Source organism: Amycolatopsis sp. NPDC045836 (assembly GCF_056431745.1).
Window position 1 is genome coordinate 231,354 of record NZ_JBWKKF010000002.1, and the last position, 22,213, is coordinate 253,566.

Annotated in this window: 23 protein-coding genes; 8 read left to right on the forward strand and 15 right to left on the reverse strand. The window is 71.3% G+C overall.

Going from position 1 to position 22,213, the window contains the following annotated elements:
• Positions 1–40 precede the first annotated feature (40 nt).
• The gene (locus AC07EG_RS03865) at positions 41–802 is read left to right on the forward strand and encodes a PhzF family phenazine biosynthesis protein (protein ID WP_478251473.1); all 762 of its coding nucleotides are present in this window, start codon (positions 41–43) and stop codon (positions 800–802) included.
• A gap of 18 nt (positions 803–820) precedes the next feature.
• Positions 821–1,195 carry a YccF domain-containing protein gene (locus tag AC07EG_RS03870; protein ID WP_478251474.1) on the forward strand — a complete coding sequence of 125 codons (375 nt, stop codon included), beginning with the start codon at positions 821–823 and terminating at the stop codon, positions 1,193–1,195.
• A gap of 26 nt (positions 1,196–1,221) precedes the next feature.
• On the opposite strand, the gene AC07EG_RS03875 is transcribed toward AC07EG_RS03870, so the two are convergent.
• The 5 genes from AC07EG_RS03875 to AC07EG_RS03895 form a co-directional block, all read right to left on the reverse strand.
• Positions 1,222–1,782: a snapalysin family zinc-dependent metalloprotease gene (locus AC07EG_RS03875; RefSeq protein WP_478251475.1), complete on the reverse strand. Its 561-nt coding sequence runs from the start codon at positions 1,780–1,782 to the stop codon at positions 1,222–1,224.
• A gap of 94 nt (positions 1,783–1,876) precedes the next feature.
• Complete coding sequence (locus tag AC07EG_RS03880) at positions 1,877–2,797, reverse strand: TauD/TfdA dioxygenase family protein (RefSeq protein WP_478251476.1); 921 nt, start codon at positions 2,795–2,797, stop codon at positions 1,877–1,879.
• Between the two features lie 239 nt (positions 2,798–3,036).
• Positions 3,037–3,855 carry a metallophosphoesterase family protein gene (locus tag AC07EG_RS03885; protein ID WP_478251477.1) on the reverse strand — a complete coding sequence of 273 codons (819 nt, stop codon included), beginning with the start codon at positions 3,853–3,855 and terminating at the stop codon, positions 3,037–3,039.
• A gap of 36 nt (positions 3,856–3,891) precedes the next feature.
• Positions 3,892–4,689, reverse strand: coding sequence for an HAD-IIA family hydrolase (locus AC07EG_RS03890; RefSeq protein WP_478251479.1), 798 nt, complete (start codon positions 4,687–4,689; stop codon positions 3,892–3,894).
• Positions 4,690–4,702: 13 nt separating this feature from the next.
• Positions 4,703–5,101 carry a TOBE domain-containing protein gene (locus tag AC07EG_RS03895; RefSeq protein ID WP_478251480.1) on the reverse strand — a complete coding sequence of 133 codons (399 nt, stop codon included), beginning with the start codon at positions 5,099–5,101 and terminating at the stop codon, positions 4,703–4,705.
• 93 nt (positions 5,102–5,194) lie between these two features.
• On the opposite strand from AC07EG_RS03895, the gene moaA reads away from it, so the two are divergent.
• The 4 genes from moaA (at position 5,195) to AC07EG_RS03915 (ending at position 8,436) form a co-directional block, all read left to right on the forward strand.
• Complete coding sequence (moaA, locus tag AC07EG_RS03900) at positions 5,195–6,259, forward strand: GTP 3',8-cyclase MoaA (protein ID WP_478251481.1); 1,065 nt, start codon at positions 5,195–5,197, stop codon at positions 6,257–6,259.
• Positions 6,259–6,519, forward strand: a complete 261-nt coding sequence (locus AC07EG_RS03905; RefSeq protein WP_478251482.1) for a MoaD/ThiS family protein — start codon at positions 6,259–6,261, stop codon at positions 6,517–6,519. Before moaA ends, AC07EG_RS03905 begins: the two co-directional genes overlap by 1 nt.
• Positions 6,520–6,565: 46 nt before the next feature.
• Complete coding sequence (locus tag AC07EG_RS03910; protein WP_478251483.1) at positions 6,566–7,405, forward strand: phosphatidylinositol-specific phospholipase C/glycerophosphodiester phosphodiesterase family protein; 840 nt, start codon at positions 6,566–6,568, stop codon at positions 7,403–7,405.
• A 374-nt stretch (positions 7,406–7,779) separates the two neighbouring features.
• Positions 7,780–8,436, forward strand: a complete 657-nt coding sequence (locus AC07EG_RS03915; RefSeq protein ID WP_478251484.1) for a transglycosylase family protein — start codon at positions 7,780–7,782, stop codon at positions 8,434–8,436.
• 207 nt (positions 8,437–8,643) lie between these two features.
• Here AC07EG_RS03915 and AC07EG_RS03920 read toward each other — a convergent pair whose 3' ends face one another.
• The 4 genes from AC07EG_RS03920 to AC07EG_RS03935 all read right to left on the reverse strand — a co-directional run bounded on the left by AC07EG_RS03920 (position 8,644) and on the right by AC07EG_RS03935 (position 11,730).
• Positions 8,644–9,561, reverse strand: a complete 918-nt coding sequence (locus AC07EG_RS03920; RefSeq protein ID WP_478251485.1) for a molybdenum cofactor biosynthesis protein MoaE — start codon at positions 9,559–9,561, stop codon at positions 8,644–8,646.
• Positions 9,558–10,043, reverse strand: coding sequence for a cyclic pyranopterin monophosphate synthase MoaC (gene moaC, locus AC07EG_RS03925; RefSeq protein WP_478251486.1), 486 nt, complete (start codon positions 10,041–10,043; stop codon positions 9,558–9,560). Before moaC ends, AC07EG_RS03920 begins: the two co-directional genes overlap by 4 nt.
• A complete protein-coding gene (locus tag AC07EG_RS03930) occupies positions 10,040–11,434 on the reverse strand; it encodes an NAD-dependent malic enzyme (RefSeq protein WP_478251487.1) in 1,395 nt (464 codons plus the stop codon). The genes moaC and AC07EG_RS03930 overlap by 4 nt, the downstream gene beginning before the upstream one ends.
• 98 nt (positions 11,435–11,532) lie before the next feature.
• Positions 11,533–11,730 (reverse strand): hypothetical protein, encoded by a 198-nt coding sequence (locus AC07EG_RS03935; RefSeq protein WP_478251488.1) that lies wholly within the window; start codon positions 11,728–11,730, stop codon positions 11,533–11,535.
• Between the two features lie 54 nt (positions 11,731–11,784).
• On the opposite strand from AC07EG_RS03935, the gene AC07EG_RS03940 reads away from it, so the two are divergent.
• Positions 11,785–14,022, forward strand: coding sequence for a helicase-associated domain-containing protein (locus tag AC07EG_RS03940; protein WP_478251489.1), 2,238 nt, complete (start codon positions 11,785–11,787; stop codon positions 14,020–14,022).
• 9 nt (positions 14,023–14,031) lie between these two features.
• Here AC07EG_RS03940 and AC07EG_RS03945 read toward each other — a convergent pair whose 3' ends face one another.
• From AC07EG_RS03945 to AC07EG_RS03970, 6 genes are all read right to left on the reverse strand, one after another.
• Positions 14,032–14,430 (reverse strand): DUF742 domain-containing protein, encoded by a 399-nt coding sequence (locus AC07EG_RS03945; protein ID WP_478251490.1) that lies wholly within the window; start codon positions 14,428–14,430, stop codon positions 14,032–14,034.
• A gap of 641 nt (positions 14,431–15,071) precedes the next feature.
• Positions 15,072–15,488: a roadblock/LC7 domain-containing protein gene (locus tag AC07EG_RS03950; protein ID WP_478251491.1), complete on the reverse strand. Its 417-nt coding sequence runs from the start codon at positions 15,486–15,488 to the stop codon at positions 15,072–15,074.
• A gap of 107 nt (positions 15,489–15,595) precedes the next feature.
• Positions 15,596–16,204, reverse strand: a complete 609-nt coding sequence (locus tag AC07EG_RS03955) for a GTP-binding protein (protein ID WP_113694746.1) — start codon at positions 16,202–16,204, stop codon at positions 15,596–15,598.
• Positions 16,185–16,976, reverse strand: coding sequence for a DUF742 domain-containing protein (locus AC07EG_RS03960; protein ID WP_478251492.1), 792 nt, complete (start codon positions 16,974–16,976; stop codon positions 16,185–16,187). Before AC07EG_RS03960 ends, AC07EG_RS03955 begins: the two co-directional genes overlap by 20 nt.
• A 30-nt stretch (positions 16,977–17,006) precedes the next feature.
• Positions 17,007–17,486 carry a roadblock/LC7 domain-containing protein gene (locus AC07EG_RS03965; RefSeq protein ID WP_370468951.1) on the reverse strand — a complete coding sequence of 160 codons (480 nt, stop codon included), beginning with the start codon at positions 17,484–17,486 and terminating at the stop codon, positions 17,007–17,009.
• Between the two features lie 2 nt (positions 17,487–17,488).
• Positions 17,489–20,470, reverse strand: coding sequence for a sensor histidine kinase (locus AC07EG_RS03970; RefSeq protein ID WP_478251493.1), 2,982 nt, complete (start codon positions 20,468–20,470; stop codon positions 17,489–17,491).
• A gap of 755 nt (positions 20,471–21,225) precedes the next feature.
• Between AC07EG_RS03970 and AC07EG_RS03975 the strand changes: the two genes are divergently transcribed.
• Positions 21,226–22,158 carry a glutamate ABC transporter substrate-binding protein gene (locus tag AC07EG_RS03975; RefSeq protein WP_478251494.1) on the forward strand — a complete coding sequence of 311 codons (933 nt, stop codon included), beginning with the start codon at positions 21,226–21,228 and terminating at the stop codon, positions 22,156–22,158.
• The last annotated feature ends 55 nt before the right edge of the window (positions 22,159–22,213 follow it).

A 22,213-nucleotide genomic window follows, 5' to 3' on the forward strand; every position in this document is an offset into this window, starting at 1 on the left:
GCTGGTCGACGGTGACGCCGAGCCCAGCTTAAATCGGAGCATGCGCATGTACCTCGTGGACTCGTTCACCGACCGGGCCTTCGCCGGCAACCCGGCGGGCGTGGTCCTGCTGGACTCCCCCGCCGACGAAACCTGGATGCAGTCGGTGGCCGCGGAACTCAAGCACTCCGAAACGGCCTTCGTGGTCACCACCGGCGAAGGCGCCAAGCCGTTGCGCTGGTTCACCCCGGTGGCCGAGGTGGCGCTCTGCGGGCACGCCACCCTCGCCACCGCCCACGTGCTCGGCGGCGACCAGGTGTTCCGCACCAAGAGCGGCGAACTGCGCTGCACCGCGGCCGACGGCTGGGTGCGGATGGACTTCCCCGCCGACCCCGCTGAACCGGTGGACACCGATCCGCGGCCCGCCCTGCCGGGCGTGACCGTCGAGCACGTGGCCAGGGGCGCGTTCGACCTGCTGGTGGTCGCCGAGAACGCCGCGCAGGTGCGCGAGCTGGAACCGGACCTCGCGGCGATCGCGGCGATGGACGTGCGCGGGCTGACCGTCACCGCACCCGGTGACCGGGACGGCGTCGACTTCGTCAGCCGGTTCTTCGCGCCGGCGAAGGGCGTGCCGGAGGACCCGGTGACCGGTTCCGCGCACTGCACGCTGGCGCCGTACTGGGCGGACCGCCTCGGCCGGGCGAAGCTGGTCGGCGAGCAGGCTTCACCCCGCGGCGGGGTCGTGCGGGTGGCGCTGGACGGCGACCGCGTCACCCTGGCCGGTCAGGCGGTGACGATCTTCTCGGGTGAACTCCACGCCTGATCTGCGCACAATGGCGGTATGCGGATGATCCTGAACGTGGTCTGGCTGGTGCTCTGCGGGTTCTGGATGGCGGTTGGCTACGCCGTCGCCGGGGTGATCTGCTGCGTGCTGGTGATCACCATCCCGTTCGGCCTGGCCTCGTTCCGGATGGCGAACTACGCGCTGTGGCCGTTCGGCCGGACGCTGGCCGACCGCCGCGGTGCCGGGGCGCCCTCGCTGCTGGGCAACATCATCTGGATCGTGGTGGCCGGGTGGTGGCTGGCCATCGGGCACCTGCTCACCGGGCTGGCGCTGTGCGTGACGATCGTCGGCATCCCGCTGGGCGTGGCGAACTTCAAGCTCATCCCGGTCTCACTGGTGCCGCTGGGCAAGGAGATCGTGCCGGTGCCGTGAGCTGCCACGGCACCGGCCGATCGGGCTCAGAACGCGGCGACCGGGGTTTCGTCGTAGGTGCCCCGGAAGGACGCGGGTGCACGCAGGCCACCGAAGTTGGCCTCCACCTCGGCCCGTTCCCTCGCGTTCGGGTTCGGGTTGGTGCACGACACCGGCGCGCTCGAACCCGACATCAGGTCCTGGCACAGCCCGGTCCGCCGGTCCGGCAGGCCGAGGATGTGGCCGATCTCGTGCGCGGCGATCCGGGTCACGTCGTAACCCTGGTTCACCGCCTGGCGCCCGAACCAGATCTTGCCGCGGCCGAGCGAGGTCGTCTGCGCGCGCGGCCACCCGTTGTCGGCGACGATGACCAGCGCGGCAGGCGATCCCTTCTGCAGCCGCACGTTCCGCACGCTGTTGTTCCACACCGCGGCGCCCGCGTCCACCGCGCCCTGGAACTCCGCCGCTCCGCTGGCGTTGTAGTACACGACGTGCACCTGGGCTTCGGCCGCCGCGGCGGGCACGCTCGTCGCGAGCTGCGAGAGCACCAGCGGGAACAGCAGCGCGAGTGCGGCCAGTACCGATCTGAAGGTTTTCCTCGTCGACACCTGGAACTCCTCACCTGGATACGGGTTCTTCCGTCCTTGCAGCGAACCGCTCCGGCCGGAAACCCTCAAGGGTGAGGTTTTAACAGTATTGGACTCAGAACGGGCGGTCACCGGCGATGGCCACCCGCTCGGCGACCCTGGCGTGCGGGAAGTAGTCGTTCACCGCGTAGTGCTGGGTGGCGCGGTTGTCCCAGAACGCCACCGAGTTCGGCCGCCAGCGGAACCGCACCTGGAACTCCGGCACGTGCGCCTGCTGGAACAGCAACCGCAGCAGCCGGTCGCTCTCCTCGCGCTCCAGCCCGACGATGTGCGTGGTGAACGCCTGGTTCACGAACAGCATGCGGCGCCCGGACTCCGGGTGCGTGCGCACCACCGGGTGCTCCACCGGCGGGAACTCCTCCTGCTTCGACGCGAGGAACTCCCGGTCGGAGAACCGCTCGAAGCCGGGGATGAAGTCGTGCACCGCGGTCAGCCCGTCGATCCGCGTCCGCACCGCTTCGGGCAGGTTGTCGTAGGCCGCGGCCATGTCGGCCCACATGGTGTCCCCGCCGGACGGCGGCACCTCGATCAGCCGCAGCACCGAGCCGAGCGCCGGTTCCGGGCGGAAGGTCACGTCGGTGTGCCAGATGTTCTCGAACCCGGGCGTGGCCGCGCTGCGGGCGAACCGGGTCACCTGCTCGCTGTCGCCGGTCGGGATGAACGGGTTCGTCTCGAGTGGACCCCAGTTGCGCGCGAACGCCCGCTGCTGCTCGGAGGTGATGTCCTGGTCGCGGAAGAACAGCACCTTCCACTCCAGCAGCGCGCGGTTGAGCTCCGCGTACAGCTCGGCGGTCAGCGGCGCGCCGAGGTCGACGCCGTCGATCTCGGCCCCGATCACCGGGCCGAGCGGGGTGAGCGAGAACTTCTCGTACGGCCGGGATTCCACCCGGTTCAGCACCCGCGGGCCTTCGAGGATGCCGTCGGCGGGAACGCGGGCCGGGCGCAGGGCAGCACGAATCGGCAGTTCTACGGACACTTCGTTTCCTCACTGTTCGAAAGGGATCGGTACCAACGCGGGAAGAGCGCGTTACTGCGGCGGAGAGCCGTAGCGGCCGCGGCGCACGAGCAGTGCGCAGGCGCCGGTACCGACCAGGCGGTGAGGAGACCGCCTAGGCCGCGGGACAACACGACGGTGACCCAGGGCATCGGACATACCCGGAACTATGGCGCCGGGACGAGACGAAGGTCAAGATGTCCCAGGCGCTGGACCCCGGCTCAGTCCTCGGGTTCCCAGGGCAGCTGGACGATCAGGCACGGCCCGCCGACGAACAGCCCGCCGTCGACGCCGAGCACCTTGCCGCCCGCGTAGAGGTAGGGCGCTTCGATCTGCGCCGGGTGGATGCCGAGCTGGTCGGCGATCACGCTGTGGCCGTGCACGATCCGCTCACCGCCGAGCCGCTCCAGCAGCAGCTGCGCGATCTCCGGCCCGTTCGGCCCGCGGAAGGCGTAGCGCGTGGTCATCCGGCGCCACACCTCCCACCACTCGGAGATGTCGTCGCCGGCCAGCACCTCGCCGACGTTCCGGTTGATCTCCTCCACGTCGGCGCCCCATTCGAGGTACTCGAGCGTGTCCGAGTGCATCAGCAGGTAGTTCTCCGCGTGCGCCAGCAGCGGCCGCCGGACCAGCCAGTCGATGTGCTCGTCGGTCAGCTTCTCCTGGTCGGCCTGCTGCCCGCCGTTGATCTCCCAGCTGCGGCCGAAGCTGCGGGGGCCGAAGTCGGACGGCACCTCGGTGTCGCCGAAGCGGTGCCTGCCCAGCAGCAGGATCTCGTGGTTGCCGAGCAGGCTGCACACCTCGCCACCGGCCTCGGCTGCCTGCTCCTGCAACCGCATGACCAGCTCGATCACGCCGACGCCGTCCGGCCCGCGGTCGACGAAGTCACCGAGGAACCACACGCGGCTCTTGCCGCCCGCCCAGTCGCCACCGGAGTCGAGCAGGTCCTTCGCGACCAGGGCCTCGGCCAGCCCGTCCCGATGCCCGTGTACGTCGCCCACCACATAGGTCGGCAAGCCCGCCGCACCGGCATCGTTCATCCCACGAAGATAAGGCCTGCTGATCGGAGACCTTCGTCACCCCTGCGCGAACGGATCCTTCGTCCGCCCGACCAGGTCCGCCACCGAGTCCAGCACCCTGGTCGGCCGGTACGGGTACAGCTCGGCGGTCTCCCTGGTGGAGATGCCGGTGAGCACCAGGATGGTCTCCAGCCCGGCTTCGATGCCGGCGTGCACGTCGGTGTCCATCCGGTCGCCGATCATCAGCGTGTGCTCGGAGTGCGCGCCGATCGCCCGCAGCGCCGAGCGCATCATCAGCGGGTTCGGCTTGCCGACGAAGTACGGCTGGCGGCCGGTGGCCTTCTCGATCAGCGCGGCCACCGAGCCGGTGGCCGGCATCGAGCCCTCCAGGCTGGGGCCGGTGGCGTCCGGGTTGGTGGCGATGAACTTGGCCCCGGCCTCGATCAGCCGGATCGCCTTGGTGATCGCGGTGAAGCTGTAGGTGCGGGTCTCGCCGAGCACCACGTAGTCGGGGTCGCGGTCGGTGAGCACGTAGCCGACCTCGTGCAGCGCGGTGGTCAGCCCGGCCTCGCCGATCACGAAGGCGGAGCCGTTCGGGCGCTGGCGGTTGAGGAACTCGGCGGTGGCCAGCGCGGAGGTCCAGATCGACTCCTCCGGCACGTCCAGCCCGGTGCGGGCGAGCCGGGCCCGCAGGTCGCGCGGGGTGTAGATGGAGTTGTTCGTCAGCACCAGGAAGCCGATGCCGCCGGCGCGCAACTCGGCGAGGAACTCGTCGGCCCCTGGCACCAGGTGCTCCTCGCGGACCAGCACCCCGTCCATGTCGCTGAGATAGCTCCAGCGCGGTTCTTCGCTCATGGCCGTCACCCTATTAGCCGCCGGGGGTCTCCACGATCACCTGCGTGGCCTTCACCACCGCGACCGCGAGCGAGCCCGGTTTCAGCCCCATTTCGGTGACGGCTTCGCTGCTCATCAGCGAGACCACCCGGTGCGGGCCGCACTGGATCTCCACCTGGGCCATCACCCGGTCCTGGACCACCTCGGTGACCAGCCCGACGAACCGGTTGCGCGCGGACCGGCCCACCCGCGACGGGTCCGGCGGCTGGTCCGCCTGCGCCTTGGCGAACGCGGCCAGTTCGGCGCCGTCGACCACCTTGCGCCCGCTGCTGTCGTCGACGGCGGTCAACTGGCCCGCCCGGACCCAGCGGCGCACGGTGTCGTCGCTGACGCCGAGCAGTCGCGCTACCTCGGCCAACCGAAACTGCGGCATGGCTCGCAGGCTAGCTCCGCAGGTGCGGGAACGCCATGATCCTCGTGCCGCGCTCGACCGCTGTTCGTCCGGATCGCCACTACGCTGGGCAGGGTGACGGCGGTAGATCTTGGCATTCCCCGGGTGTCCGGGAAGCGGCAGCACCCCGCCGAGCCCCGGCCGGACCACCCCGGCCTGCTCGACAGCTTCGGCCGGGTGGCCACCGACCTGCGGGTCTCCCTGACCGACCGGTGCAACCTGCGCTGCACCTACTGCATGCCGGCGGAGGGCCTGGACTGGCTCCCCGGCGACCAGGTGCTCACCGACGACGAGCTGCTGCGGCTGCTGCGGATCGCGGTCGAGCGGCTGGGGGTCACCGACATCCGGCTCACCGGCGGTGAACCGCTGCTGCGCCAGGGGCTCGAACGGATCATCGCGGCGGTCTCGGCGCTGCGGCCGGCACCGCGGCTGTCGATGACCACCAACGGCATCGGCCTGGCGAAACGGGCCGCGGGCCTGGTCGAGGCCGGGCTGGACCGGATCAACGTGTCACTGGACACCATCGATCGCGAGACCTTCGCCCGGCTGACCCGCCGCGACCGGCTGCGCCACGTGCTCGACGGCCTGGCCGCCGCCCGCGACGCCGGGCTGTCGCCGGTCAAGGTCAACGCGGTGCTGATGCGCGGGGTCAACGACCACGAGGCCGTGCCGCTGCTGCGGTACTGCCTGGACAACGGCTACCACCTGCGGTTCATCGAGCAGATGCCGCTGGACGCGCAGCACGGCTGGGACCGCGGCGGCATGATCACCGCCGCGGACATCCTCGGCCTGCTCGGCGCCGAGTTCACCCTGACCCCGAGCGAGGCGCCCCGCGGCGGGGCACCGGCCGAGCGCTGGCTGGTCGACGGCGGCCCCGGTGACGTCGGCGTGATCGCCTCGGTGACCCGGCCGTTCTGCTCGGCCTGCGAGCGCACCCGGCTGACCGCCGACGGTGCCGTCCGCTCCTGCCTGTTCAGCAACGACGAAACCGACCTGCGGGCCCTGCTGCGCGCGGGTGCCCCCGACGAGGAGATCGCGGGTGCCTGGCGGGACACCATGTGGGGCAAGCTGGCCGGGCACGAGATCAACGAGGCCGGGTTCGCGCAGCCGATCCGGCCGATGAGCGCGATCGGCGGTTGATGCGGGTGACCACGGTCCAAGTGCGGTTCTTCGCCTCCGCGCGCGCCGCCACCGGGGTGGACAGCGAGGTGCTCACGCTGCCGTCCGGTGCTTCGGTGGCCGAGGCGGTCGAGCAGTTGCGCCTGCGGCACCCCGAGCGGCTGCCCAAGGTGCTCGACGTGGCCAGCTTCCTGCTGGACGGCGTCGCGGTGCGGGACACCTCGCACCGCCTGCCGGACGGCGCCGAGCTGGACGTCCTGCCGCCTTTCGCCGGCGGTTAACCCCGGTGTCACCCGCCGGACGCCGGGTTCACCGAGGCTGACGCGCATGCGCCGCCTCCTGCTGCTCGTGCTGTCCGCCTTCGCCGTGGCCGGGCTCACCACGCCCGCGTCCGCCTCGTCGTGGGTGCGGCCGCTGCCCCGGGCGCACGCGCACAACGACTACGAGCACGCGCGGCCGCTGCACGACGCCCTGGACCAGGGGTTCACCAGCGTCGAGGCGGACATCCACCTGGTCGGCGGGCAGCTGCTGGTGGCGCACGACCCGGAGGACGTCACGCCGGAGCGCACGCTGGAGGCGCTCTACCTGGAGCCGCTGCGTGAGCGGGTGCTGCGCAATGCCGGGCACGTCTACCCCCGGCGGACGCCGTTCCAGCTGCTGGTGGACATCAAGAGCGGTGCCGAGGACACCTACGCGGCGCTGTCCGGGGTGCTGGCCTCCCCGCGCTACGCCTTCCTCTTCACCGACTACCGGGACGGCTGGGTGCGCGACAAGGCCGTCGAGGTCGTGCTGTCCGGCAATCGGCCGCGAGCGGTCCTCTCGGCGCAGGAGCACCGCCTGGCCTTCTACGACGGCCGCATCGCCGCCACGGACGATCTGGGGCCCGGTTCCGACGCCCGCCTGACGCCGTTGGTCTCGGACAACTGGACCAAGCTGTTCAGCTGGACCGGCGTCGGCGAGTTCCCCGCCGCCGAGCGCGCCCGCCTGCGTGAGGTGGTGTCGATCGCACACGCTGCCGGGCAACGGGTACGGTTCTGGGCCACACCCGATGCACCGGGCGCGGCCCGCGAAGCCCTGTGGGCCGAACTGGTGGCCGCGGGGGTGGACCACATCAACACCGACGACCTGACCGGCCTGGCGGCCTTCCTCCGCGAATCCGGGCGCTAAACCACCCTTAGCGGTTCTTTCACCAACGGCCTACTCCGGCGATTTCACGTGACCCAAGCCTCACGATCAGTGAATGATCTCGAGAAGGAAACGGCCCGATAACGGCCAGTTGAGCTGGGAAAACACCGGAATCGTTCGAGGTTGCCCACCGTTACAGTGACGTAGGTCACACCCCGAATAATTTCCGATCACGCCAAAGGTTACGTACCGTCGCTTTTCGGTTGGCCCCGACCGACCAGAGCAACACCGGGATTCCGACGCGCCGAACCCTGTCCGGCGGAATCCCGGCCCATACCCCGAGCGAAAGAAAACTTCCGGACAGGGACGACGAGAACCCCCCGAGTTCAGCAGGCGCGGGAAGTGAGTAGTAACCAATGGCTTACCGAGGCAAACACCGCAAGATGTCCGCCGCCACCAAGCACATCGCCCGCGTCGCGATCGCCGGCATGGCGGTCGGCGCTCCCCTCGCCATCGCCGCGACCCCCGCGCAGGCCGAAGGCGGCACCAACTGGGACGCGATCGCCCAGTGCGAGAGCGGCGGCAACTGGTCCATCAACACCGGCAACGGCTACTCCGGCGGCCTGCAGTTCTCGCCGAGCACCTGGAAGGCCTACGGCGGCAAGGGCAGCGCCCACAACGCCTCCCGCGAGGAGCAGATCGCCGTCGCCGAGCGCGTCAAGGCTGGTCAGGGCATCAACGCCTGGCCGACCTGCGGCAAGAAGGGCGGCTCGTCCGCCAGCTACAAGGGCACCAACACCGGTGGCGCGGCCAAGAAGAGCGCCCCGGCGAAGAAGGCCGCCCCGAAGTCCGCCCCGGCCTCGCAGTCGGCCCCGAAGTCGGCCCCGGTGACCACCGGCGTGGCGAAGTCCAACCCGAACGGTGACTACACCGTGGTGGCGGGCGACACCCTGTCGAAGATCGCCAAGGCGCACGGCGTCGAGGGTGGCTACGCGAAGCTGCAGGAGCTGAACAAGGAGTTCGTGCCGGACGCCGACTTCATCGTGGTCGGCCAGAAGATCGCCACCAAGTAGGACCGCGTGCGCGATCACGGCCGAATAACGCTGTGACGAGCGAAAAGGGTCCCACCGCCAATCCCCTGGGCGGTGGGACCCTTTTCTCGTTCAACACGTACCGCAACAAGGCAACAACAGTGTGAAAGCGCCCCTTACCACGCCGGATCATTCACCGCGCGGGTTATCACCCCGGCGGTATGCACCCATCCGGCGAAGTTGGGGGAATCACGGTGAGTTGACCCATTCGTCGGTGCCGTCGGTGAAGGTCTGGTGCTTCCACACCGGCAATCGCGCCTTCACCTCGTCCACCAGGTCCGAACAGGCCAGGAACGCTTCCCGCCGGTGGTCCGCGGCCACCGCGCAGGCCAGTGCGACGTCACCGATGGCCAGCGCGCCGATCCGGTGGCTCACCGCCACCGCCCGCACCCCCTCGAACCGGGCCGCCAGCTCCGAGACGACCCGCGCCAGCACGTCCCCGGCGCTCGGGTGCCCCTCGTACACCAGGCCCTGGACGCCCTTCCCGCCGTCGTGGTCCCGGACCACCCCGGAGAAGGTCACCACGGCCCCAGCGGCCTCGTCGGCGACCAGTGCGGCGTGCTCCTCGACCGAGATGGGCGCGTCCGTCACGGCGGCCAGCGCGATCCGCGCCCCGGTGCCCCCGGCCGCCGCCCCGTGGTCACCGCCGTGCAGCTGCTCCACGGCGTGGTCCAGCACGCCGTCCAGCACGCCCAGCCCGTCCTGGACCCCGCCACGCGACCCCGGCAGGTTCACCACCAGCGTCCGCCCGGCGACTCCGGCGAGACCCCGCGACAACACCGCCGTCGGCACCTCGGGCAGCCCGGCGGCCCGCACCGCGTCCGCCACGCCCGGCAGCTGGTAGTCCAGCAGGGGCGCGGTCGCCTCCGGGGTGCGGTCGGTCGGCGAGATGCCGGTGCCGCCGGTGGTGATCACCACGTGCACGCCCTCGGCCAGGCAGGCCCGCAGCGCCCGCGCCACCGGCTCGCCGTCTTCGACCACGATCGGGTCCGGCACCTCGTACTCGCGCTGGGCCAGCCAGTCGGCGATCACCGGGCCGGTCCGGTCCGGGTACACGCCGGTGGCCGCCCGGTTGGACGCCACGATCACCCTCGCCGAGCGCTTCACGCCGTGCCTCCCGCCGGTCGCTCCCAGCGGCCGGTCTTGCCGCCCTCCTTGCGGTCCAGCCGCACCTCGTCCAGCGACGCGGCCGGGTCCACCGCCTTGATCATGTCGTGCAGGGTCAGCCCGGCCACCGCCACCGCGGTCAGCGCCTCCATCTCCACGCCGGTGCGGTCCTTGGTCCGCACCGTGGCCAGGATCCGGATCTCCGCCTCGCCGAGGGTGAACTCGACCTCCACCCCGGACAACGCCAGCTGGTGGCACAGCGGGATCAGCTCGGGCGTGCGCTTGGCGCCCATGATGCCGGCGATCCGGGCGGTGGCCAGGGCGTCACCCTTGGGCAGCCCGTTCGACGACAGCAGCCCGACCACCTCCGCGGTGGTGCGCACCACACCGCTGGCGCAGGCGACCCGGACCGTTGCTTCCTTGGCGGAGACGTCGACCATGCGAGCCGCGCCCGCCGCGTCGACGTGCGTAAGTTCGCTCACCCGCGGGAGACTACCCGCGCCGCGTTCTTCACGGCTTCCGCGACGGCGGGTGCCACCGCCGAGTCGAACACGCTCGGCACGATGAAGGAGGCGTTGAGCCGCTCCCCGTCGACCACGTCGGCGATGGCGTCGGCCGCGGCCAGCAGCATCTCGTCGTCGATGTGCCGGGCGTGCGCGTCGAGCAGGCCGCGGAAGACACCGGGGAAGGCGAGCACGTTGTTGATCTGGTTCGGGTAGTCGCTGCGGCCGGTGGCCACCACCGCGGCGTGCCGCTGGGCCTCCAGCGGGTCGATCTCCGGGTCCGGGTTGGCCAGCGCGAACACCACCGCGTCCTCGTTCATGGTGGCCACCTGCTCGGCCCCGAACAGGTTCGGCGCGGACACCCCGATGAACACGTCCGCGCCGACCAGCGCGTCGTGCAGGGTGCCGGAGATGCCGTCCTTGTTGGTGGCGGCGGCGATCTCGGTCAGGTTGTCGTCGAGGTTGCCGCGGGCCGAGTGCACGATGCCGTCGATGTCGGCGGCCACGATGTCGGCCGGCTTCTTGCGCAGCAGCAGCCGGATGATCGCCGAGCCGGCCGCGCCGACCCCGCTGACCACGATCTTGCAGTCCTCGATCCGCTTGCCGACCACGCGCAGCGCGTTGCGCAGGGCGGCGACCACCACGATCGCGGTGCCGTGCTGGTCGTCGTGGAAGACCGGGATGTCGAGCAGCTCGCGCAGGCGCGCCTCGATCTCGAAGCAGCGCGGCGCGGCGATGTCCTCCAGGTTGATGCCCGCGTACACCGGGGCCAGCGCCTTGACCGTGCGGATGATCTCCTCGGTGTCCTGGGTGTCCAGGCAGACCGGCCAGGCGTCCACGTCGGCGAACTTCTTGAACAGCGCCGCCTTGCCCTCCATCACCGGCAGCGCGGCGGCCGGGCCGATGTTGCCCAGCCCCAGCACGGCCGAGCCGTCGGTGACCACGGCGACGGTGTTGCGCTTGATGGTCAGCCGCCGCGCGTCCTCGGGATTGGCCGCGATCGCCTGGCAGACGCGCGCCACCCCGGGGGTGTAGGCCCGGGAGAGGTCGTCACGGTTGCGGAGCGCCACCTTGGGCGTGACCTCGATCTTGCCGCCGAGGTGGATCAGGAAGGTGCGGTCGGAGAACTTCCGCACGCGGACCCCCGGCAGCGCGTCGAGCGCCTCGGTGATGTCCTGCGCGTGGTTGGCCGAGAGCACGTTCGCGCTGATGTCCACCACGATCGAGGTGGGGTGCGACTCGACCACGTCGAAGGCGGTGAGCACCCCGCCGACACGGCCGACCGCGCTGGTCAGGTCCCCCGCCGCGCTCGCCGAAGACGGCGCCTCGACTCGGACGGTGATCGAATAACCGGGACCGGGAACCGGCATGGGAGTACCCCCGCGATCTGCGCTGGAACAGTGGTGCACAAACCCTAGTCCCGTGATCGCCGACACTGGCGATCTGCCGGTTTACCAGCCGGTAACCGCTATTTGTTGATCTCGGTCTCGGGGTGCACGTAGGGCACCGAGTCCAGCGGGAAGGTCACGTCGCCGAACGGCGACAGCGCGCCCTGGCGGTCCGCGGCCAGCTCGGACACCGGGTGCTCGCCCTCGGCCGCGTGCGGCCAGGTGGGGTCGATGCCGTTCTTCTTACCGGTCTTGGCCTTCGCCACGTCGTCCTCCATGGTTCGAACTCGCGTCGCCCAGTGTGCCAGGTGACCCCGGGTATCCTGGAGCGGATGCCCGGAACCTCCTTGGCGGACTGGCTGCGCTCCAGACCGGACGGAACGCTGGCCGCGCTGCTGCGGACCAGGCGCGACCTCGCGACGCCGCCGCCGTCGAACAGCACGGTGCTCGCCACCAGGGCGGGCACCCCCGGTTCGATCTCCCGCGCCTGCGAGGACCTGGACACCTTCACCCTGGCCGTGCTCGACGCGTTGCTGCTGGCGGGCGCCGACACCGGGGCGGTCACCCGCACCCAGGTCGAGGCGCTGCTCGGGCTGCCCGCGAAGTCCGGTTTGGACCGGCTCCGCGACCGCGCGCTGGCCTGGGGCGAGGACGACGCGCTCCGCGTGCCGCCGACGGCGAGGGAGGCGCTGGGCCCGTTCCCCGCCGGGCTGGGCGCGTCGTCCGGCGCACTGGCCGGAGTGGACCTGGCCGCCGCGGTCGACGAGGTGACCGACGCCGAGCGGGCACTGCTGCAGAAGCTCGCCGCCGGGCCGCCGATCGGCAACACGCGCGACGCCGGCGTGCTGGTCTCCCTCGACGAGGCGACCACCCCGGTGCAGAAGCTGCTCGCCAGGGGCCTGCTGCTGCGCCGCGACGACACCACCGTCGAACTCCCCCGCGAGCTCGGCATCCTGCTGCGGGGCGGGCACGCGTTCAGCGCCGCGCGGCTGACCGAGCCGGAGCTGCCGACGCACCCGCACCAGCCGTCCACTGTGGACCAGGCGGCGGCCGGGGAGGCGATGGAGTTCCTGCGGCACACCGAACGGCTGATCGCGCTGTGGTCGGCGCAACCGCCGCCGGTGCTCAAGTCGGGTGGGCTCGGCGTGCGCGAGCTGCGGCGGCTGGCGAAGGAACTCGACGTCGACGACCAGCGCGCGACGCTGGTCGCGGAGGTCGCCGTCGGCGCCGGGCTGGCTGGCGACGACCAGGGCGGCACCCCCGAGTGGGTGCCGACCGTGCTCGCCGACAGCTGGCTCGCCTCCGAACCGGCGGCCCGCTGGGCGATCCTGGCGCAGGCGTGGCTGGACCTGCCGCGTTCGCCCGGGCTCGCCGGTCAGCGCGACGCGAAGGACAAGCCGCTGGCCCCGCTGTCGGAGGACCTGCGCCGCCCGCTCGCCCCCGCCGGGCGCCGCCGGGTGCTCGCCGCGCTCGCCGGACTGCCCGCGGGCACCGGGGTGAAGAGCGTCGAGGAGCTGGTCGCCGCACTGGCCTGGCGGGCACCGCGGCGGGGTGGGCGGTTCCGGGACGAGAACGTGCGCTGGACCATGGCCGAGGCGACCGCGCTCGGCCTGGTCGCGCTCGGCGCGCTGACCACCGCCACCGGCATGCTGCTGGCAGACGACCGTCCGAACGCGACGGTCGCGATGGCGGACGCGTTGCCGGCACCGGTGAACCACGTGCTGGTGCAGGCGGACCTCACGGTGGTCGCGCCGGGACCGCTGGAGGCCGACCTGGCCACCGAGATCACCGCGGTGGCCGACATCGAATCCGCCGGGCACGCCACCGTCTACCGGGTCACCGAGACCTCGGTGCGGCGTGCGCTGGACACCGGGCGCACGGCGGCGGAGCTGCACGCGTTGTTCGGCGAGCGGTCGGCCACGCCGGTGCCGCAGTCGCTGACCTACCTGATCGACGACGTGGCCCGGCGGCACGGCCGCCTGCGCGGCGGGGTGGCGGGCTCGTTCCTGCGCTGCGACGACGAGGTGCTGCTCGCCGAGGTCCTCGGCAACCCGGCGGCCGAGCAGCTGGACCTGCGCAAGATCGCGCCGACGGTGCTGATCAGCTCGTACCCGCTGGCCGAGGTGCTCGACGGCCTGCGTGCCGCCGGTTTCGCCCCGGCCGCCGAAGGCCCGGACGGGCGGGTGGTCGACCTGAACCGCAACCGCGGCCGCCGCATCCCGGCGCGGACCCGGCGGCGCGCGCACGCCGAGCCCAGCGCTCCGGGCGGCGACCAGATCGCGTCGATCGTGACGAACCTGCGGGCCGGCGACCGGGCCGCGGGCACCCGGCGCGGCACCGCGGTGCACGCCCCGGGTGGCGGCGGGGCCGACACCTCGGTGACGCTCGCCCTGCTCGCCGAGGCCACCCGGGAACGGCGTGAGGTCTGGATCGGTTTCGTCGACGCCCACGGCACGGCGGCGCAACGGGTGGTCACCCCGGCGCGGGTCGGTGGCGGGGTGCTGGAGAGCACGGACAACGAACGGTATCCGTTGCACCGCATCACTTCAGCGGCCCTGGTGGAGGACTGACCCCGGCCGTCAGAGCTCCCGCAGGCCCTGGAGGACGCGTTCCATGAACTCCCTGGCGGAGGGGTCGCCCTGGATGAGACTGGACTGGTGGATGAGCACGAGGCCCGCGTCCGCCAGGTCCCCGACGAAGACCTTCACCACGCCCAGCGGCAGGCGCAGGTAGGCGGCGATCTCCGCGATCGAATGCGTGTCGTGGCAGAGTTCGCAGATCAGGCGGTATTCGGTGGGGAGCGAGGCGGTCTGCGCCCGGCCCTGGTCGGTGGTGGAGATCAGTGCTTCCAGCGCGAGGTCGTGCGCTGAATGGGTGCGACCGCCGGTACGGGCGTAGGGCCGCACGAGCGAACGCGACGCCCGCCCGGCGGGCCAGACCGGCGCGGGCGGTCGCGCGGCCGGGCGGACGGGGGCCATCGCCCGCATGGGGGCGGGTTCTTGGGCGAACGCCCGCATCGGTGCGGGTTCCGGGGGCCCGCCGTGCATCGGCGCGGAATCCGGTTCCGGGGCGAAGGTTCGCGCCGGCGCGACTTCGGCGGCTGTCCCGTACCTCACCGCTTCCGGATCCCAGGGCACCTCGTGCCCCGGCGCGGTTTCCGAAGGCGTCCCGTGCATCGGGGCGGCTTCCCCGTACCCCGCAGCGGCCTCCGACTCCGAAGGCATCCCATAGCTCGGCGCGACTTCCGCGGCCCGCCGCCGCCTCGGAACGCCTTCCGGGGGCCCCCCGTGCATCGGGGCGGCTTCCCCGTACCCCGCAGCGACCTCCGACTCCGAAGGCATCCCGTAGCTCGGCGCGACTTCCGCGGCCCGCCGCCGCCTCGGAACGCCTTCCGGGGGTCCCCCGTGCATCGGGGCGGCTCGCCGTCGTGTTGGCGCCGGGGCCGGGTCGGGTTCGTGGGCCGGCCAGGCCGGGCGCGCGAACTGCCCCGTGGTGTACTTCGCGATGTCGAACCGGCTCGGCGAGTCCAAGCCCTCGCGATCGCTGCCGGCGTGCAGTGCGTCCCAGTCGGCGCTGACCGGCTCGGGATCGCGCCAGAACTTCCCAGGGTTGCCCATGTTCAGCCGCGTACCCCGCTTTGCAGCTGCGCACGCAGCTCGGGGGTCAGCTGCTGGCCGACCCGGTCCACCAGCAGGGTCATCTCGTACGCCACCGTGCCGATGTCACTGGTCGGCGCGGCCAGCACGGCCAGGCTCGAACCGTCCGAAATGGACATCAGGAACAGGTAGCCCCGCTCCATCTCCACCACCGTCTGGTTCACCACTCCCGCTTCGAAACACCGCGCCGCGCCCTGGGTCAGGCTGACCAGCCCGGAGGACACCGCCGACAACTGCTCCGCCCGGTCCACCGGCAGCCCGTCCGAACTGGCGAGCAGCAGGCCGTCCGCGGACACCACCACGGCGTGGGCGGCCCCCGGCACCCTGCGCACGAAGTCGGTGACCAGCCAGCCGAACCCACCGGTCGGGGCGGTAGCCATCACTGTCCCTCCTTGCTCCGGCGACCACGCGGCGCGAGCGATTTCCGACCAGCGTATTCGCGTTCGGGGCAGGGTTCGACCCCGCCCCGCGGTGAACAGGGGGAACTTCAGCCCGCCCGCAGCGCGGTGTCGTGCTGGATGGCGTGCTGGACCACCGAGATCAGCACCTGCTTGGCCGACTCCCGCTCCCGCGCGTCGCAGGCCATGATCGGCACCGACGGCGAGATGGTCAGCGCGTGCCGCACGTCCTCGATCTGGTGGTGCAGCAGGCGGTCGAAGCAGTTGATCGCGACCACGTACGGCAGCTTCCGGTTCTCGAAGAAGTCGATCGACGGGAACGCGTCGGACAGCCGCCGGGTGTCCACCAGCACCACCGCGCCGATGGCGCCGAGCGCCAGGTCGTCCCACATGAACCAGAACCGGTGCTGACCCGGCGTGCCGAACACGTACAGCACGATGTCCGAGTCCAGGGTGATCCGGCCGAAGTCCATGGCCACCGTGGTGGTCGTCTTGTTCGGCGTCGCCGAGACGTCGTCGACCCCGGAACTGGCCTCGGTCATCGACGCCTCGGTGGTCAGCGGGTCGATCTCGGAGACCGCACCGACCAGTGTGGTCTTTCCCGAACCGAACCCGCCCGCCACCACGATCTTCGCCGACGAGGTCGGTCCCGCGGCGGCCGACGTGTTCGCGTCGGAGCTAAATTCTCCGAAGCCCACTGAGCACCCTCTCCATGAACTCGATACTCGGCCGGTCTCCCACCACCGTGTTCCCGCTGTGCACGAGAACCAGCCCGAGACCGGCGACATCACCAATGAGCACCCGCACCACACCGAGCGGCAGCCGCAGATGCGCGGCGATCTCGGCCACCGACCGGGTGTCCAGGCACAGGTCGCAGATCGACCGGTGCTCGGGCACCCGGACCGAGTCGATCAGCCTGCCCCGTTCACTGGTCGAGATCAGCGCCTCGATGGCCAGGTCGTAGCTGGGCTTGGTCCGCCCGCCGGTCCGGAAGTACGGCCGGACCAGGCCGGAGGTCTCCACCGGTTCCTCCGGCGGGGTGCTCGGGCGCGCGGACGGGATGAACTGCTCCGGCTCCGGCTCGTCGGGCCCGCCGAAGGCGGTGAACCCGCCTGCCGCGTCCCGCAGGGAACCACCGCCGACGCCGTACAACTCCGACACCGGCCCGCTGAGCAGGCGGTCGCGGAAGTCGTCGACGTTGAACTCGGCGGGGCCGCGCGTGGACGGCGGATCCGCCGGATCGAGCCAGGACGCGGGATCGGCCGCCACCGGCTCCGGTGGCGGTTCCTCGCCACCTCGTCTCGACCGCCACTCGCGGTCTATCCGATCCCGGAAACTCTTCCAGTCCTCCCCGGCGACCTCGCCCCCACGGCTGTCCGAAATATTCGAGTTGTCGAACTCATTCGGCCAACGCGCACCGGAGAAGTCGTCGTCGAACCGACGTTCGCCTCTCGAGCGCCCCGAGTCCACGGTTATCTCCTCTGTGTCCCGCGCCCCGCCCTAGCGGCGGGCCGCGCCCTGCAGCTGAGCGCGCAGTTCCGGGGTCATCTGCTGGCCCACCCGCTCGACCAGCAGGGTCATCTCGTAGACGACCAGCCCGATGTCACTGTCCGGCGCACCCAGCACCGCCAGGCACGAACCGTCCGACACCGACATCAGGAACATGAACCCGTTGGCCATTTCGACGACCGTCTGCGCGACGGCTCCTCCGTCGAACACCTTCGCCGCGCCGCGAGCCAGGCTGGTCAGCCCGGAAGCCACGGCCGCGAGCTGGTCCGCCCGGTCCTTCGGCAGCCCTCGTGAGGCCGCCAGCAACAACCCGTCCGCCGAGACCACTACCGCATGCGCGGCACCGGGTACCCGGTGCACGAAATCGGTGATGAGCCAAGCGAAACTGCCCTGCTGGCCGGCCCCCGGCTGCTGCACCGCCTTGCCCGGCTGCGCCTGCCCGCCCGGCTGCACTGACCCCGCCCGTGTCACTCTCACTCCTTCGCGCTTGGTTCAGTAGGTCGTCCCGCCGCGCCGCCCTCTGCGGCGCCCGCGTACGTCTCCGGCTCCGTGTTACCGGCCTCCGGATTCTCCTGGACGGCATGCCTGCCGCTTTGGTAACCCCGCTGGAAACTGACCATCCGGCTCCTCGCCACCGCGGCCGACCTGGTCAGCGACGGCAGACCCGCCGCCGCTGGGGCCGACTCCGGCGACGCGGAGGAATTATCGGTGAAAGCGCGCTGGTCCGTCGACTCCCCCGTCACCGAACCGGGGACCAGGTACGCGTTTGGCACGCGTTTGGGCAGGCCCGCCTCGGTGACCTCCTCGCTCTTGTCCTCCAGCAGCGACTGCGCGGCCTGCCACCCCTCGTCCGAGGCGCTCTGCCATCCACCTTCGGTCACGCCCGCTCCCTCTCGCCCCTCCGGCGCGGCCGCGGCCCCCTCCGGTGAGTCCGCGGGCCAGCCGGTCTCTTCCGATCCGGTGTCCTCGGCTTCACTGAACCACCGGGAGAGCACGGACTGGTAAATCGGCAGTCGGCGAGTCGGCACATCGTCTTCGAGGGCGCTGCGCTCGCCATCGGCCGGGGTGTCCGGTTCGGCCCGGCCGACGGGCGGTACGAAGGTGGGTTCGCGGGTGGGCAGGGACAGCGGGAAGGGCTGCTCGGGACCGTGCCCGTTGGTGGCCGCCGGGCCGGCGCCGTTGGCCACCGGGCCGCCGGTCACGGTCGGGTTGGCGGTCTCGTCGAACTCGTCGACCGGGAAGCCGAGGTCGTCCACGGGGGCGGGCGGCTCGGGGGCGTCGCTGAGGAACGGGCCCGCCGCACTGGACGAACCGTGCACCAGGTCGTCCAGGCTGATCGGCTGGTCCAGCGGCACCAGGCCACCGGTGGGCGGCTTGGACGACACCGACGGCACCGGCGGCACCGGCGGCTGCGGGCGGCTGGTCTCCGCCGGCGTCTCGGGCGGGGCGGCCGGGGTGGGCGGCGCCAGCGTCATCGGCGAGGTGAGCGAGTCCGCGCCCAGTTCGCTCGGCGGCTGGTGCCCGATCGGCGCCAGCTGCGGCAGCGAGGAGTCCGACCGCGGGCGCTCGGTGGCCGGCACGCTGGTCAGCAGCTGCGGCGGGACCACCACCCTGGCGATGATGCCGCCGTCGATGTCCTCGTTCTCGCGCAGCTGCACCTCGATGCCGTGGCGCTGGGCCAGCCGCGCGACCACGTACAGGCCCATCCGCCTGGTCACCGAGACGTCCAGGTCGGGCGGGTCGGCCAGGCGGCGGTTGGCCTCGGCGATCTGCTCCTCGGACATGCCGACGCCCTTGTCGGTGACCTGGATGGACAGCGCGCGGCGGCGGGTCAGCACCGCCCGCACGGTCACCTTGGTCTCCGGCTCGGAGAAGTAGGCGGCGTTGTCCAGCAGCTCGGCCAGCACGTGCACCAGGTCGTGGATGGTCAGGCCCTGCACGGCCACTTCCGGGATGACCCCGACCTCGACGCGCGAGTACTGCTCGATCTCCGAGACCGCGGCACCGATCACGTCGGCGGCGGGCACCGGCCGCGGCACCGACTTGGCCAGGCCGGCGCCGGAGAGCACCAGCAGGCTCTCGCCGTTGCGGCGCAGGCGGGTGGCGAGGTGGTCCAGCTCGAACAGGCTGGCGAGGTGGTCCGGGTCCTGTTCGTCGGCCTCCAGCCGGTCGATCACGCCGAGCTGGCGCTCCACCAGCCGCTGCGAGCGCCGCGAGAGGTTGACGAAGATGCCGTTGACGTTCTCGCGCAGCATCGCCTGCTCGGCGGCCAGTCGCACGGCCTGGGCGTTGACCACGTCGAAGGCCCGCGCCACCTGGCCGATCTCCTCGGTGGTGTGCACCGGCACCGGGTCGATGGCGCGTTCGGCGGCGGCCTTCGGGTCCGACTCCGACATGATCTTCTCGACCGCGGCGGGCAGGTGCCGTTCGGCCACTTCGAGCGCGTTCGTGCGCAGGCTGCGCAGCGGTACCAGCATCGAGCGGGCGACCACGAACATCAGCGTCAGCGCGATCAGCAGCCCGGCCAGGATGCCGGCCGCGACCAGGATCAGCGTGCGCTGCTCGGTGCCCGCCAGCCCGCTGGTGTACGACCCGGCCTCGTCCAGCAGCCGGTTCTCCACCTGGCTGATCAGGTTCAGCGTGGCCGCCGAGGACTGCGCCACCGCACCGGGGTCGATCGCCACGTTGATCTTCGCTTCGGCCCGCAGCAGCGCCAGCTGCTGGTACTGGAAGCGCCGGGAGACCAGCTCACCGGTGATGGTGTTCGAGTAGTCCTGCCTGGCCTGCGGGGTGGCCACGTTGGTGAAGGCGTCGATCTGCGAGACCAGGTTCGCCTCGGCGGTGTTGATGCTGGACAGCTCCGCGGGCTCGAAGCTGCCGCGGATCGCCGCGTTGCGCAGGAAGGCGTTCTGCTGGGCCGAGTACTCCTTGGCGTGCGACAGCGCGGCCAGCGCGTCGTGCCGGTCCTGCAGGCCCTTGTCGGTGACGTCGGCGCCGAACTCGTCGGAGACGGCGAGCAGCGCGTCGATGACCCCGGCGTAGGACTCGAGCGCGGCCAGTGCGGCGAAGGAGGCGTCGTTCGCCGAGACCCGCAGCTGGCCGAGGCCGTCGAGGCGGGCGGTGGCCTGGCCGAACAGCGCGGTGGTCACCGGGTCGTCGATGCCGTCGACCTCGGGCGCCTCCCGCAGCGTGCTGGCGGCGCGGTCGGTCCTGGCGATCTGGTCGTCCAGCTCACCGCGGCCGGACGGGCGGCCGGAGACGATCCAGGCCGACATGGTCTCGCGCTCGGACTGCAGTTCGTCGACCGTGGCGGCGACCTTCTTGCTCAGCTCGATGCGCTGCTCGGCGCGGTCGTAGACACCGATGTCCTCGAAGCCGTTGTAGACGCGGAGGCCACCGAGGAACAACGCGGCGACGGTGGGCAGCAGGAAGACCACGATGAGCTTGTTGCTCACCCGCCAGTTACGCAGCCCACGGGTTCGCCGCTCCCCCGGCGGCGGGTTGAGGGAGGCGCCGGCCCGCGACGTGCTTACTCCGTTCGGGCCGTCCTGTGTAGCCGCTTCATTACCTTCTGCGACACGAGGGTGCGCCGAGGACACCGCCTTGCGACCGTGCTCCCCGCTCGTGAGCTGGGGCACCGAGGAGTTCCTTCCCGTTTGGCGTTACATCCGTCCGGTGGCAACCAGGTTCCCACGCGCCGGGAGGCCGGGCAGCCCGATCGGCCCGGCTGGGTTTGCCGGCAACGGAAGCCGCCCCAAGCCGGGCCCATGACACCGGTCACCCGATTGGGGCTAGAGGGTATCGATAACGAGCGAGAAACGGAAGCAGGGCGACCTGCGTCACTCCAGCGAACGGAGCAACTGTCAAGCGATCGAAATCCACTGGTCCGGTTGGCCGTGATCTTTCCGCCGACCTGGTGATCTTCGGGTTAAATTTACGCATCGATCAGCGTTTCCCAGCATCTGGGAGCCCGCCCCGGACCTGTGGAAACAGTGTTTTCCCTAGTCTTCGCGGTGCGCGGGGAGGATCACGGCTGCTTGACGCACCCCGGAGGACTGAACCATTCTTCGGCCCAAGCGCCGTGTGTCCGCTTCGCGCCACTGGGTGAACTTCGGAACGCCACGTGCTACCAGAAGTAGCACTCCGTAGTCGCACCGCTCGGACCGGTGCACGGCTGCTCGTCGCTCGCCGGGAAAGGAACACATCAACCATGGCCAAGGCGTCTTCGACGCGCAGGAGGATCGCGCTGCTGTGCGCGGTCGTCACTTTGGGAGCGGCCACCACCGCCTGCTCCGGCGGCACCGACGCGGTTCCGGGGGCGAACGACAACGCCGCCCAGAGCATGCTCGACCGCGCGCCGGTGGCCACCGAGGCCGAACTGGCGGCCAGCCCCACCGCCCAGGCGATCAAGCAGCGGGGTGAGCTGTTCATCGGCGCCTCGCTGGAGACACCGCTGATGTCCCAGCAGAACCCGACCACCGGGGAGGCCGAGGGCTTCGACGCCACGCTCGGCAAGCTGCTCGCCAAGTACATCCTCGGCGAGCCCAAGCGCAAGATCATCACCACCACCCCGCAGATCCGGGAAGCGCTGATCCAGAACAGCACGGTGGACGCGGTCATCCAGAACTACTCGATCACCGCCAAGCGCGCGGAGAAGGTGGCCTTCGCCGGCCCGTACTTCATCTCCGGCCAGGCGGTGGCCACGCTGAAGGGCAAGCCGGACATCGCCAGGCCGGAGGACCTCAACGGCAAGAAGGTGCTGGTGGCCACCGGCAGCACCGGTGCCGGGGTGGTCAAGGAGCTGGCCCCGCAGGCGCAGCAGATCTCCTTCAACACCGACCCCGAGTGCGTGCAGGCGCTGGAGCAGGGCCGCGGTGACGCCTGGGTGAAGGACCTGCCGGTGATCGCCGGCGAGACCAAGCTGAACGACAAGATCCAGCTGGCCTCCGGCACCTTCGGCTCCGACCCGTACGGCATCGGCATCAAGCACGGGGACGACTCGTTCAAGAAGTTCATCAACAACTGGCTGAAGAAGATCCAGGACGCCGGGCTCTGGCAGCAGGCGTACGAGGAATCGCTCGGCACGGTGATCCCGGGCGGCGTGCCGGCGCCGCCCGCCATCGGCTCGGTCGCCGGCTCGTGACCTCGCGGCGGACGGGAGCTCCCCCGCTCCCGTCCGCCGGAACAGGCCCACCAGG

Excerpts from the sequence above, each read along its gene's own strand:
- AC07EG_RS03975 (WP_478251494.1), top strand. The coding sequence starts at position 21,226 with ATGGCCAAGGCGTCTTCGACGCGCAGGAGGATCGCGCTGCTGTGCGCG.
- AC07EG_RS03910 (WP_478251483.1), top strand. The coding sequence starts at position 6,566 with ATGCGCCGCCTCCTGCTGCTCGTGCTGTCCGCCTTCGCCGTGGCCGGG.
- AC07EG_RS03950 (WP_478251491.1), bottom strand. The coding sequence starts at position 15,488 with ATGGCTACCGCCCCGACCGGTGGGTTCGGCTGGCTGGTCACCGACTTC.
- AC07EG_RS03930 (WP_478251487.1), bottom strand. The coding sequence starts at position 11,434 with ATGCCGGTTCCCGGTCCCGGTTATTCGATCACCGTCCGAGTCGAGGCG.
- AC07EG_RS03895 (WP_478251480.1), bottom strand. The coding sequence starts at position 5,101 with ATGCCGCAGTTTCGGTTGGCCGAGGTAGCGCGACTGCTCGGCGTCAGC.
- AC07EG_RS03885 (WP_478251477.1), bottom strand. The coding sequence starts at position 3,855 with ATGAACGATGCCGGTGCGGCGGGCTTGCCGACCTATGTGGTGGGCGAC.
- AC07EG_RS03890 (WP_478251479.1), bottom strand. The coding sequence starts at position 4,689 with ATGAGCGAAGAACCGCGCTGGAGCTATCTCAGCGACATGGACGGGGTG.
- AC07EG_RS03870 (WP_478251474.1), top strand. The coding sequence starts at position 821 with ATGCGGATGATCCTGAACGTGGTCTGGCTGGTGCTCTGCGGGTTCTGG.
- AC07EG_RS03935 (WP_478251488.1), bottom strand. The coding sequence starts at position 11,730 with ATGGAGGACGACGTGGCGAAGGCCAAGACCGGTAAGAAGAACGGCATC.
- AC07EG_RS03915 (WP_478251484.1), top strand. The coding sequence starts at position 7,780 with ATGGCTTACCGAGGCAAACACCGCAAGATGTCCGCCGCCACCAAGCAC.
- AC07EG_RS03865 (WP_478251473.1), top strand. The coding sequence starts at position 41 with ATGCGCATGTACCTCGTGGACTCGTTCACCGACCGGGCCTTCGCCGGC.
- AC07EG_RS03905 (WP_478251482.1), top strand. The coding sequence starts at position 6,259 with ATGCGGGTGACCACGGTCCAAGTGCGGTTCTTCGCCTCCGCGCGCGCC.
- AC07EG_RS03945 (WP_478251490.1), bottom strand. The coding sequence starts at position 14,430 with ATGGCCCCCGTCCGCCCGGCCGCGCGACCGCCCGCGCCGGTCTGGCCC.
- AC07EG_RS03940 (WP_478251489.1), top strand. The coding sequence starts at position 11,785 with ATGCCCGGAACCTCCTTGGCGGACTGGCTGCGCTCCAGACCGGACGGA.